This window comes from Xanthomonas floridensis (assembly GCF_001642575.1).
Taxonomy (GTDB): Bacteria; Pseudomonadota; Gammaproteobacteria; order Xanthomonadales; family Xanthomonadaceae; genus Xanthomonas; species Xanthomonas floridensis.
Map to the genome: position 1 here is coordinate 18,225 of NZ_LXNG01000008.1, position 12,289 is coordinate 30,513.

The following is a 12,289-nucleotide window of genomic DNA, read 5'->3' on the forward strand; positions in this document are numbered from 1 at the left end:
GAGGGATTGAGGGATTGAGGGATTGAGGGATTGAGGGATTGAGGGATGGAGGGATTGAGGGATTGAGGGATTGGGTGGACGTCGCTGTTGGCAGCGCTATCTCGTCAGCGATCGGCCAGCGGCCATCAGTGCTGCGCCGGACCCCAATAGCCGAGTTCGCGCCGGATCTGCAGCCCTCGCCATCGCGCACCCAGCGGTTTGCGCCGCAGCGTGCCGAGCCTGCCGGCGATGAAGTCATCCGTGGCGGCAATCACCCGCTCCGACGAATGCCCGTCGCGATACGGGTGGATCGCATCGGCATAGGCGGCCAGTGCGCTGCGCAACTCGGCATCCGGCGCCAGCGCGCGCGCCAGCTGTTGCGGCAGCTGCTCGGGCTGCTCGAAGTTGAGCATATGCGGCTGCGGCACGCGGTTGCGAAAGGTCACCACCGGTTTGTGCTGCACCACGAATTCGGACACGATCGACGAGGTGTCCGACACCAGCACGTCGGCCGCACGCTGCGCGGCCATCACCTCTTCGGGCTCGACGAAGCGTGCATTGGCGCCGGCCAGCGCACGATAACGATCGAACAATTCCGGCGCACACTTGGGGTGCAGCGTGAGCAGCCAGTAATGCGCTCCGCGCGCGATGTCGGCGGCGATCTCGTCGAACAGCACCGGTGCCGCGCTCAGCCGCTCGGTGAAGGTGGAACCGAACAGGATCGTCGGGCGTCCGTTGGCTGGCGCGCGCAGTGCGGCACTGTGCCCGCCATCGTCGCGGAACACCGGGTCGAGCTTGGGCCAGCCGGTTTCGGCCACCGCAAAATGTCCTTCGCGCGCGGCCAGTGCACGGAACGGTGCGGTGGTGGCCGGGCCTTGCGTGCAGTACAGATCAAACAGCCCGCGCACGCGGAAATGGCCGCGGTTGTCTTCGCGCTTTTGCACGTTGAACCCGTGGAACAGCTGCACCTTGGCGCCGGACACGAACGGCGCCACCCAGTTGGCCGCGCTGAACACCGCACGCGGACGCAAGGCCAGCGCTTCGCGCAGGCCGACTTCGCGCACGCCCGGCAGCACCAGGCCCCGCGCGCCGCCTTCGTACCAGGCGGCCACCGCATCGCCGCGGGCCTGTAATGCCTGCGCCAATGGCGCCAGAATAGGCAAGGCGTAACGTTCCGTTGCGAACAGCAGGTAATCGGCCATCACATGTCCTCTTCGACCGCACCCGACCAACGGCCGCGCATCAGCGCCTGCATTATCGCGTTCAACGAGGCCGATCGCCTACGCGATTGCCTGACCTCGCTGGCATTCTGCGACGAGATCGTAGTGGTGGACTCCGGCTCCACCGACGCCACTGCAGCGATTGCCGGTGCGCATGGCGCGCGCGTGCTGCAACGCGCCTTCGACGGTTACCGCAGCCAGAAGGCGTACTGCGCCGCACAGGCCAGCCACGACTGGGTGCTGTGCCTGGATGCGGACGAACGCATCAGCGATCCCTTGCGCGATGCCATCCTCGCTGCGCGCGACGCCGGCTTCGCCGGTGCGGCCGGCTACCGGTTCGCGCGGCTGTCGGACTATTTCGGTCGCTTCCTGCGTCACGGCAATGCCTATCCCGACCGCGTGCTACGCCTGTTCGACCGACGCCGTGGCGGCTGGCGCGGCAAGCGCGAGATCCACGAGGCGGCCAGTGTCGATGGCACGGTGATCACCCTGTCCGGCGACCTGATCCACTATCCCTACCGCTCGCTGGCACAACAACTGGCCAAGACCCAGCGCTATGCGCAGATGATGGCCGAACACGATCACGCACGCGGCAAGCGTGCCACCTGGAGCAAGCTGGTGCTGGCGCCGGCCTGGCGTTTCTGGCGCGGTTATCTGCTGCGCGGCGGGTTTCGCGATGGCTGGCACGGGCTGATCTACGCCTACGTGCGCGCCAATTACGTGCGCCAGAAGACCATCATGCTGTGGCTGTTGCAGCACGACCAGCCCGTGCAGGACCCACCGCGCGCACCGGATCGGCACAGCGACTGAAGTTTGGCCGATACACCGGCAATGCCGCCGCCGGTCAGCAACGGCCGATGCACGAACGCGCATCCGTCGTGGTGGGGCAGCGATATCTGTACAGGCCTGAAGGCAGCCACCCGCTCGTACATACCAGATCCGTTTGTCCTGCGCCCACGCACCCGCCAGATTGCGCATGCTACGGGTTGCTGGCCGCCCCTGGCGTTGCCTGCTGCGCCTCACGCGCCGCCAGCCCCACCAGCACGCCCACCATGGCGGTGTAGAAACTCGCCGCCACCTGGTGCGCGAACATGGACTGGGTCAGTCCGCACAAGGCATAGCTGATCACGAACATCACCCCGGCTGCGGCTGGGCCGCGAAACTGCGCTTGCCCGTTGCGCCGGTGCAGGCGCACGAAGATCCATAGCGGCACACCGTACACCGCAATCAGCAGGAACAAGCCGGGAACGCCCTGGGTGGCGCCCCACTCGGCCAGATCGTTGTGCGCATGGCCCAGGTGACAGCGCAGCAGCCAGGTATCTCCGGCACAGACCGGCAGTTCATGCATCGCGTCGTCGAAACGGCCCACGCCAACGCCGGTGAGCGGATGCGCCAGCAAGGTGTCCCAGGCCACCTGCAGGCGCTCGATGCGGGCACCGGCGGACGAATCGCTGTCGCCGACCTCATAGCGTTTCAGATCGCTCTGCAGTTCGCCCAGGCGCATCTGATCGGTCAGCGCGGGCACGCTTGCAATCACGCCCACCGCCAGTACCGCGCCGCCGATGAAGGTCAGCAGGCGCATGCGCGCGCTATGCCAGGGTGCGCCCCAGACCAGTACGCCCAGGGTGGCGACCAGGGCCAGCCAGACGCCGCGGCTGCCGCTGAGCACGATCACCATGATCGCCGCGATCGCCGCGCCCACCAGCCAGCGCACCGCACCCACCGGCCGGCAAAACGCCACCACCACCAGCAGCATCATCGCGATGTCGGCGAACACGATCGCATTGGTCCAGCCCTCCGCGCGGTCGGCGCCGTTCATCACCTGCAGCATCGCGATCAACATGGCCGCAAACACGCCGACCAGCGCACCCCGCCACAGCCAGGCCTGGCGTGGCTGCAGCGCATAGGCCCACACCGCCGCCCACGGCAGCACCAGGAAGCGCGAGCGGTTGTCCACATCGCGCAGGCCGTGCTCGAACAGGGCGATCGACAGCAGCGACATGGCGATCACCGCCACCGTCAGCCAGCCCAGCGTCCGCAGCGACCAGCTGCGCTGCGCAATGCCCGCGCGCAGGCTGCGCCAGCCGACCAGCGAACCAAGCATCAGGCATAGGCCAAACGGCAGCAGCCCGCTGGGCATGCTCACGACCAGCGCCGTCAGCGCGAACACCCCCAGTTCGGCAATGCTCACGGCTGCCCGCGATGTCACGGGAGCGGAGTGAGGAAGCGAAGCGGGCTGGGTGCGCAGGGAATTCATCGAGACATCGGTCAAGGGGTGAAGAAACGAACGGGTCGGGGTTCAAACGCCGGCCAAGCTAACGATGCCGGGCATGAATCCTTGTTAGACGAGGGGCGCTGCATGCATTGGTGGCGGGCGCCAGAGGCCAGCGGCGGAAGGCCACTGACTCATTCGACATCCAGGTTGCCCTGCTCCTTTTCCTCGACCGCCTTCTCGGTGGAACTGGCCACGCAGTCGCCCTGGACGGCATCGGCCGGCACCAGCCACCAGCGCCGCCGGTTGGCCACGCCCACCAGCTGGCTGCGGCTGCGGTCCACGCAGCCCAGCAGTGCCGTCTCCTGCGCCATCAGCCAACGCTGCCGTGGCTGCGCGGCCTGCCAGGCCACCCCACGACGCAGCTGCTCTTCCCACGGCACCTTGAAACCGAAGGTCTGCGCAGGCCGGTCAGCCATCAGCAGGTTCTGCTCCTTCCAGGCCACCAGGCCGAGCTGGGCATCCGGGCCGATGCGGCGCCCGGCTTCGCGCATCACCGCACCGGCCGAGCTGGAATCGTTGAAGATCGGGTAGCAGATCAGGCCGAACGCCACCCACCAGGCGCCGAGCAGCGAGACCACGGCAAGCGGCGAACGCCGGACCCGCAGCCACAGCAGGCTGGCCACGCCCCAGGTACCCACCGCCAGCAGCAGCCAGCCCAGCGGGTCGGTGGCTTCGCTGCCGACGCCGCGGCTGTCCATGATCTTCTGCTCGAATCCCGGGTGCCCGATCAGCATCGCCGCCCCACCGGCCACGAAAGCCACGGTCAGCAGCAGCACGAAGCCGAACAGCAGCCGCTGCACCCCGGCCCGGCGCAGCAGACCCGCGGCCAGTGGCGCCAACGCCAGGCAGAACATCGGCAACGCCGGCAGGATGTAGACATCGCGCTTGCCGCTGGGAATGGTGAAGAACACCAGCACCAGCAGCCACCAGGCCAGCGGCAGCAGGTAGCGTGCATCGCGCCGTCGCAGCCGCCGCCGCCACGCCGGAATTGCCCACGGCAGCAGCAGGATGGTCGGCAACCACATCGTCGCCATGCTCTGCAGGTGGTACCACACCGGCTGCGCGTGATCCCATGAGCTGGCATAGCGCTTGGCGGTCTGGCGCAGCAGGATGTCGTTGAGGTAGACGCGGTATTCGGGCTGGCCGGCAGTCAGCGCCGTCACCATCATCGGTACGAACCACAACGCGATCGCCACGAAGAAGAACAACGGTCCCAACCAGAACCGGCGGTCGCGCACATGCACGCGCACGCCCGGCCAGCCGCGTGCGGCGGCAATGCCGGCCGGGATCAGCATCAACAGCGCGATGATGCCCACCCCCTTGGTGATCACGCCCAGCCCGGCGGCAAACCATCCCAACGTCCACCAGCGCCAGGCCGGGCCCATCAACAGATGCCGCAGCAGCCCGTAATTGGCCAGGGTGATCCAGAACACCACCAGCGGGTCGATTTGCGCCTTCTTGGCCTGGAAGGTGAAGTGCAGCGTGAACAGCAGCATCCACGCGGCATACGCCCCCACCCGCGGGGTCCACAGCCGCCGGCCCAGGTCGTAGACGCAGGCCAGCGTGCCCAGCGCAGCCAGCAACGACGGCAGCAGGAACGCGACACGCCAGTTGCCCAGCAGCGTATAGAACAGCGCCTGCAGCCACATCAGCATCGGCGGCTTGTCCGAATACAGCTCGTTGCCGCGATGCGGGAACAACCAGTCCCCGCTCAGCACCATCTGCTTGGCGACCAGCGCAAAGCGCGGCTCGTCCGACGGCCAGGGGTCGCGCAGGCCCAGCCCGGCGCCGATCACCAGCACTGCAGTGATGGCCAGCAACCAGAAATCCTTTGAAGCACGGGTCTTGAGCATGGCGGGCGGCAATGGGACGCGAAAAGGAAGCGCCGGCATCGGCGTGTGATCAGGAAGCTTTTAGCAAAAGCGCGTAGAAGAAACCGTCGCAGTGCTGCTCGCCGGGAAAACGCTGCCGTCCCGGGCCCGCCGCATGGCCGAAGTGCGCACCCAAGGGCTGCACCTGCGCATCGGGCGAGCGCTGCAGGAAGGCCTGGACCTGCGCCTGGTTCTCGCGCGCCAGCAGCGAGCAGGTGGTGTAGAGCAGCTGGCCGCCCGGACGCAACGTGCGCCAGGTCGTGTCCAGCAGGCGCGCCTGCAGCGCACACAGCGCATCGATGTCGTCGGCCCGGCGATGCAGCAGCACGTCCGGTTGCCGACGCACCACGCCGGTGGCCGAACACGGTGCATCCAGCAGCACTGCATCGAAGGGCTGGCCGTCCCACCACGCTGCCGGGTCGGCGGCATCGGCCGCATGCAGGCTGACCTGCGCCGTCGGCACGGTGCGCCGCAGGGTCTGCTGCACGCGCTCCAGGCGACGCGCATCCACATCCAGCGCGGTGAGCTGCAATCCGGGATGGCGCTCGAGCAGATGCGCTGCCTTGCCGCCGGGCGCGGCGCAGGCATCGAGCACGCGGGCCGAGGGCGCCAGCGTCAGCGTCAGCGCATCGGCGACCTGCTGCGCGGAGCCGTCCTGCACCGAGACATCGCCGTCGGCAAAGCCGGGCAACTGACTGACCGGCACCGCTCCCTGCAACCGCACCGCATCGGGCAGCACCGCGTCGGTCTGTGCGGAAATGCCCGCCTCTGCCAGCCGCGCCACATAGGCGGCGGGATCGGTGCGCCCGCGATGCACGCGCAGCCACATCGGGGCCATCTGCGCGCTTGCGACGAAGATCGCTTCGGCCTGCTCGCCCCAATCGGCACGCAGCTGCTTGCGCAACCACGACGGCCAACCCGCATCGTCGGACACCGCCGGGAAGCCCTCGCGCTGCGCACGCCGCAGGATCGCGTTGACCATGCCGGCCTGACGCGGCCGGCCCAGCGCGCGGCAGGCGTCCACGGTGGCCGACAACGCCGCATGCGCGGGCAGTTGCAGCACGTCGAGCTGGGCGAAGCCGGCCATCAGCAGTGCTTTCAGTTCGGCATCGCGCGGCGGCAACGGGCGTTCCATCCATTGCCGCAATGCCACGTCATAGGCCGGACGGCGGCGCAGCACCGCAAAGCAGATCGCCTCCACCAGCGCGCGGTCGCGCGGATCGGCAACGCCGGGCAGCGCCGCGGCCAGCTCGGCCTTCAACGAACGGCCCTGGTCGAACACCGCCGTGAGGACGTTTGCTGCCACCAGCCGCGAGGCGACGCCGGCCGCCGCCGTGTCGGTGGCCATCAGCGCAACGCCGGCAGGTCGCGGCGCGCGTTGAGGTAATCGGCGGCGGTGATCGCCTTGCCGCCCTCACGCTGCAGGACGCGCACCCGCAATGCGCCCTGCCCGCAGGCGATGTCGATGCCCTGCTTGCTGGCCGCCAGCAGCGTGCCTGGCGGCTGTTGATGCGCCAGTTCCAGCGCCAAGGCGCCATGCAGGCGCACGCGCTCGCCGGCCAGGATCGCTTCGGCCACCGGCCACGGATTGAACGCACGCACGCGCCGCGCCAGCTCCTGCGCCGGCTGCACCCAGTCCAGCCGTGCCTGCGCCTTGTCCAGCTTGTGCGCGTAGGTCACGCCCTCGTCCGGCTGCGGCTGCGCCACCGGACGAATGCCGGCGCGCAGCAGGCCCAGGCCATCGGACAGCACCTGCGCGCCCAGCGCGGCCAGGCGGTCGTGCAGTTGGCCGCCGGTTTCCTGCTCGCCGATCTCGATGCGCTGCGACAGCAGCACCGGGCCGGTATCCAGGCCGGCTTCCATCTGCATCAGGCACACGCCGGTCTCGGCATCGCCGGCCTCGATCGCGCGCTGGATCGGAGCGGCGCCACGCCAACGCGGCAGCAGCGAGGCATGCACATTCCAGCAGCCGTGGGTCGGCGCGGCCAGCACCGCCTTGGGCAGGATCAGCCCATAGGCCACCACCACCATCAGGTCGGCATCAAGACCGCGCAGCGTGGCCAGGGCCTCGGGCGAACGCAGGGTCTGCGGCTGGTAGACCGGAATGCCGCGTGCGATCGCTTCCAGCTTCACCGGCGAGGGCGTCAGCCCGCGCCCGCGCCCGGCCGGGCGATCGGGCTGGGTGTAGACCGCCACCACTTCATGCCGCTGCGCAGCAGCGCGCAACGAGGCGACGGCGAACTCCGGCGTACCGGCGAAGACAATTCTCATAGGGCTGGGATTCGGGAGTAGGGATTGGGGATTCGCAACGGCGGATGCGCTAGCCGGGACGGTGGCGGCGTGGAACTGATAGATGGGGTGGACAGCTGGGCGAGCAGGTTTGGCGAACGGCGCCGAAAGCGGCATTGCCCAGCATCAATCGGCGCGGTGAGAAGCGGGAGTTGCAAATAGCAATTCGATAGCCGCGACGGGCAGCGACTCATCCAATCCCGAATCCCGAGTCTCTGCGCACGCGGACCGGGGCAGTGGCGACTCGACGACTCACGCCGACAAACAGACCACACCAGGATCCGCGCCCGAAGAGTTGAAACAGCAGGCTCAACGACCAGCAAGAACCCGCTTTTGCCAATCCCGAATCACAAATCCCCAATCCCGGCCCTCAGGCCACATGCTTGCGCATCTTGGCCAGCTTCTTGCGCACCATCTCGCGCTTGAGCGGCGACAGGTAATCCACGAACAGCTTGCCGTCCAGGTGATCCATCTCGTGCTGGATGCAGACCGCCAGCAGGCCGTCGGTGTTCAGCTCCTGGGCCTGCCCCTGGCGGTCGAGATAGCGCACGGTGATCGCGTCGGCGCGGCTGACATCGGCAAAGATGCCCGGCACCGACAGGCAGCCTTCCTGGTAGACCTGCTCGCCCTGCCTGGCGACGATTTCGGGGTTGACGAACACCTGCGGGGCGTTCTTTTCCTCGCTGACGTCGATCACCATGAAGCGCTTGTGCACGTCCACCTGACTGGCAGCCAGGCCGATGCCGGGCGCCTCGTACATGGTCTGGAACATGTCATCGAGCAGCGTCTGGAACGCCGGGCTGACCACGTCGGCGGCGTCGACCGGCACGGCCTTGGTGCGCAGCCGCGGGTCCGGAAATTCGAGAATAGGGAGCAAAGCCATGGGGTTACCCGTCTGGGAATACCGGCGCTGCGCCGGCAAGACAGCGTCATTCTAGCGCAATGCTTGCGTGGCGCCCCGGTTTCTGGACTATAGTGCGCGGACCTGTTGGGGAATCAGGCAAGAAGGCACTCATGTTGAACCGACTTCGTACGGTCGTCGCTGCGGCGATGCTGACCGTCGCGACCTACGCTGCCGCGCAAGCGGTGGGCGAACATCCAGACACCTATGTGGTCCGCAAGGGGGATACCTTGTGGGACATCGCTGGGCGTTTCCTGCAAAAACCGTGGCTGTGGCCGGAAATCTGGCAGGCCAATCCACAGATCCAGAATCCGCACCTGATCTACCCGGGTGACGTGATCAGCCTGGCCTACCTGGACCGCGTCGGCAAAGGCACGATCCAGCCCGGCCCGCGCCAGGAAGCGCCGATCAACGCCATTCCGCTGGCCGATGTCGAGCCGTTCCTGAAGAACCTGCGCGTGGTCGAGGACTTCGACGAGCTGCCTTACGTGGTCGGCCTGGAAGGCGGTCGCTCTCGCGCCACCACCGGGCAGGTGGCCTACGTGGTTGGCCTGGAAGACGCACAGCCGGGCCAGCGCTTTGCGGTGGTACGCCCGACCGTGAAGTTCAGCCTGCCCAAGCACAACGAAGACCTGGATATGGCGGGCAACATCACCGCCGGCTCCGGCAACATCTGGAAGAACTTCATCGCGCCGAGCACGCGCCGTGAGTTCCTCGGCTATGAGATGGCCCAGGTCAACGTCGGCACCATCACCCGCAGCGCGGCGGGCGGCAACTCCAAGGCGGCGACCCTGCTATTGCAGGACAGCGGCCGCGAGGTGCGCGCCGGCGACCGGATCGTGGCGGTGGAAGCGCAACCCTACGACCTGCAGTTCATTCCGCACCCGCCGTCCGAACAGGCGCTGCAGACCGAACTGCGCGTGCTGGCCATCTCCGACGCCTTCATCGTTGGCGGTACCCGCGACGTGATCGCCATTTCCGGCGGCGCGCGCGAAGGCATCAACAACGGCACGGTGTTCTCGATCTGGCGCAAGGGCCGCACTGTCAGCGACCGCGTGAAGCATTCGCGCTTCTCGCGGACCGATGACGATTTCAGCGGCCCGTCCGGCTCCACTGTCGGCCTGCCCGATGAATATGCCTCGCATGCGATGGTGTTCCGCACCTTCGACAAGGTCAGCTATGCGCTGGTGATGGAAAGCGTCAAGCCGACCGGCCTGGGGTACTTCGTCAAGCATCCCGACGCGCAGTAAGCGTCAATTCCGATGCGGTAACGCGACGGCGCCTGAGGGCGCCGTCGTCGTTTGCGGCCCAGGCTGTGCGCATGGCCCAGACCGATTCCGACCTCCGCGCATCGCTGATCCTGCTGCTGGCTGGCGGCCGCAGCCCGCCCCGGCGCGCGCTGATGAGCACCCACGCCAGCCCGTCCGACATCCTGACTGCCGGGCCCGCCGCCTGGCGGGCGGCCGGCTGCGACGCGCTGCAATCGGAACGGCTGCAGTCGCCTGACCCGCACGCGCTGAATGCCGCGCTGCGCTGGTGCGAACACGCAGATCACCATCTGATCGGCTGGCACGAGCCGGACTACCCGGCGCTGCTGCGCCACATCGTCAACCCGCCGCTGGCGCTGTTCGTGGACGGCGATCCCAATGCGCTGTGGCATCCAGGCGTGGCCGTGGTCGGCAGCCGCTCCGCCACGGCCGGCGGACGCGATCACACCCGCGCCTTTGCATCGGGCCTGGCGGCTGCAGGGCTGGGCATCGTCAGCGGGATGGCCGCCGGCGTCGACGCGATCGCGCATGAAGCCGCACTTGCGCAGCCGGACGGCATCACGGTGGCGGTGGTGGGCACCGGCGCCGACGTGGCCTACCCCGCGCATCACCGGGCATTGCGCGACTGCATCGCTGCACGCGGCGCAGTGGTCAGCGAATACCTGCCGGGCACCGGCGCGGTGGCCGCGCACTTCCCGGCCCGCAACCGCATCATTGCCGGGCTGGCGCTGGGCACCCTGGTGGTCGAGGCAGCGATGCGCTCGGGCGCGCTGATCACCGCGCGACTGGCCGCGGAGGCCGGACGCGAGGTGTTCGCCCTGCCCGGCTCGCTGCACAACCCGCTGGCGCGCGGCTGCCATCACTTGATCCGCCAGGGCGCCACGCTGGCACAGGACCCGGCCCAGGTCGTCGAGGGCCTGCAACTGCTGTCGGGCGAATTGGCCACCGCCTTGCGCGAGCGCCTGGCCGCCCCCACTCAGTGGTCCAGCACGACATGTCGCGCCACGCCCACCCGTGCGGATCCCGACTACCAGCGCTTGTGGCAGGCGCTGGGCCACGACCCAACCCCTATGGATTGCCTGGTTGAACGCACCGGATTGACGGCCGCCGCGCTGTCCTCCATGCTGCTCATCATGGAACTGGAGGGAGACGTGGTCACCGAGCACGGTCGCTATACCCGCAATCCCTAGTTTCTTCACCTCCACAGCGTCGCGCGACGCAGGCCGAGGGGCAATGAAAGAGAGCATTCTCGATGTACTGCTGTACCTGTTCGAACATTATTTCAGCGAAGACGCGGACCTGGTCCGTGACCGTGACTCGCTTCAAAATGGCCTGATCCAGGCCGGTTTCAGTCCTGCAGAAATCAGCAAGGCCTTCGACTGGCTGGACGCGCTCTCCGAGCAGCGGCCAAGTGTCGCGCGCCCGCATGTCGATGGGCCGGTGCGGATCTACCATGGCCCGGAGCTGGACAAGCTCGATGTGGATTGCCGCGGATTCCTGCTGTTCCTTGAGCAACACCGCATCCTCGATGCCGACCAGCGCGAACTGGTGCTGGACCGTGCCATGGCGCTGGACCAGGACGAGCTGGACCTGGACGACCTCAAGTGGGTGGTGCTGATGGTGTTGTTCAACCAGCCGGGCGCAGAAGCGGCCTATGCCTGGATGGAAACCCAGATGTTCCTGGACGAGCCTGAACCCGTACACTGAAGGCTGAAGCCGCCACGGACGTGCGCGCGAGGGGACGGGGATGAGCAGTTGGTATTACGCCGAGGGCAACCGCCAGCGGCGTGGCCCGGTGACCGACGAGGTCCTGCGCGGCCTGTATCGCGATCGCCAGATCGCATTGGACACGCTGGTCTGGCGCGAAGGGCTGGACCAATGGCGGCCGCTCTCCGCCTGCGCCGACGAACTCGGCCCACCGATCTCCACCGACCTGCACGCTGCACCAGCACCACCGCCACTACCGATGGCAACACCTGATGCCTGGCATGCCCGCCCTGCTGCGGCGACGCCCTCCCCGTCGACCAGAGGCGCGGGCTGGCCGCTGGTAGTGACCCTGATCGCGATCATCGGCGGTTTTTTTGTCGTCGCGGCCGTGCTCGGCATGCTTGTCCCCATCGCCGTGCCGGCCTACCAGGACTACCTGGCCCGCGCCAAGGTCACCGAAGCGGTGTCCGCACTGGCACCGCTGAAGCCGCAGATAGCCGAATTTCTCGCCCGCGAAGGCCGCTGCCCGGTCAATGGCGACACTGGCTTCCAGGCACCGGAACACTACGCGACCGATGTGCTGGCCAGCGTGCAGATCGGCCGCTTCGATACCGCAGATTGCGGTGTTGAAGCGCTGCTGCGGTCGCCGGATTCGCCCAGGATCGACGGCAAGGCGCTATGGCTGGACTTCGATGCCGACGCCGGCCGCTGGCACTGCAGTTCCGAGATCGACGACCGGCAACTTCCGCAGCAGTGCCGCGGCTGAGCGGCCGCTGCAC

General features: G+C 67.8%; 11 protein-coding genes. 5 read left to right on the top strand and 6 right to left on the bottom strand.

Annotation, left to right across the window (positions count from 1 at the left end):
• Positions 1-125 precede the first annotated feature (125 nt).
• On the bottom strand, positions 126-1,184 hold the full coding sequence (locus A7D17_RS05200) for a CDP-glycerol glycerophosphotransferase family protein (protein WP_082861764.1): 1,059 nt from the start codon (positions 1,182-1,184) through the stop codon (positions 126-128).
• Here A7D17_RS05200 and A7D17_RS05205 point away from each other — a divergent pair, their 5' ends adjacent.
• Positions 1,185-2,009 carry a glycosyltransferase family 2 protein gene (locus A7D17_RS05205; protein ID WP_064508126.1) on the top strand — a complete coding sequence of 275 codons (825 nt, stop codon included), beginning with the start codon at positions 1,185-1,187 and terminating at the stop codon, positions 2,007-2,009.
• A gap of 169 nt (positions 2,010-2,178) precedes the next feature.
• On the opposite strand, the gene A7D17_RS05210 is transcribed toward A7D17_RS05205, so the two are convergent.
• The 5 genes from A7D17_RS05210 to def all read right to left on the bottom strand — a co-directional run bounded on the left by A7D17_RS05210 (position 2,179) and on the right by def (position 8,517).
• Positions 2,179-3,456, bottom strand: coding sequence for an O-antigen ligase family protein (locus tag A7D17_RS05210; RefSeq protein ID WP_064508127.1), 1,278 nt, complete (start codon positions 3,454-3,456; stop codon positions 2,179-2,181).
• Positions 3,457-3,605: 149 nt separating this feature from the next.
• Positions 3,606-5,327 carry an ArnT family glycosyltransferase gene (locus A7D17_RS05215; RefSeq protein WP_064508128.1) on the bottom strand — a complete coding sequence of 574 codons (1,722 nt, stop codon included), beginning with the start codon at positions 5,325-5,327 and terminating at the stop codon, positions 3,606-3,608.
• A gap of 49 nt (positions 5,328-5,376) precedes the next feature.
• A complete protein-coding gene (gene rsmB / locus A7D17_RS05220) occupies positions 5,377-6,693 on the bottom strand; it encodes a 16S rRNA (cytosine(967)-C(5))-methyltransferase RsmB (RefSeq protein ID WP_064508129.1) in 1,317 nt (438 codons plus the stop codon).
• A complete protein-coding gene (gene fmt, locus A7D17_RS05225) occupies positions 6,693-7,616 on the bottom strand; it encodes a methionyl-tRNA formyltransferase (RefSeq protein WP_064508130.1) in 924 nt (307 codons plus the stop codon). The genes rsmB and fmt overlap by 1 nt, the downstream gene beginning before the upstream one ends.
• A 388-nt stretch (positions 7,617-8,004) precedes the next feature.
• Entirely contained in the window at positions 8,005-8,517 is a 513-nt protein-coding gene (gene def / locus A7D17_RS05230; RefSeq protein WP_064508131.1) for a peptide deformylase, read from the bottom strand.
• 131 nt (positions 8,518-8,648) lie between these two features.
• On the opposite strand from def, the gene A7D17_RS05235 reads away from it, so the two are divergent.
• The 4 genes from A7D17_RS05235 to A7D17_RS05250 all read left to right on the top strand — a co-directional run bounded on the left by A7D17_RS05235 (position 8,649) and on the right by A7D17_RS05250 (position 12,276).
• Positions 8,649-9,785: a LysM peptidoglycan-binding domain-containing protein gene (locus A7D17_RS05235; RefSeq protein ID WP_064508132.1), complete on the top strand. Its 1,137-nt coding sequence runs from the start codon at positions 8,649-8,651 to the stop codon at positions 9,783-9,785.
• A 71-nt stretch (positions 9,786-9,856) separates the two neighbouring features.
• Entirely contained in the window at positions 9,857-10,993 is a 1,137-nt protein-coding gene (dprA, locus tag A7D17_RS05240; RefSeq protein WP_064508133.1) for a DNA-processing protein DprA, read from the top strand.
• 43 nt (positions 10,994-11,036) lie between these two features.
• On the top strand, positions 11,037-11,510 hold the full coding sequence (locus A7D17_RS05245; RefSeq protein WP_003484452.1) for a DUF494 family protein: 474 nt from the start codon (positions 11,037-11,039) through the stop codon (positions 11,508-11,510).
• A 40-nt stretch (positions 11,511-11,550) separates the two neighbouring features.
• Positions 11,551-12,276: a pilin gene (locus A7D17_RS05250; protein WP_064508134.1), complete on the top strand. Its 726-nt coding sequence runs from the start codon at positions 11,551-11,553 to the stop codon at positions 12,274-12,276.
• Positions 12,277-12,289 lie beyond the last annotated feature (13 nt).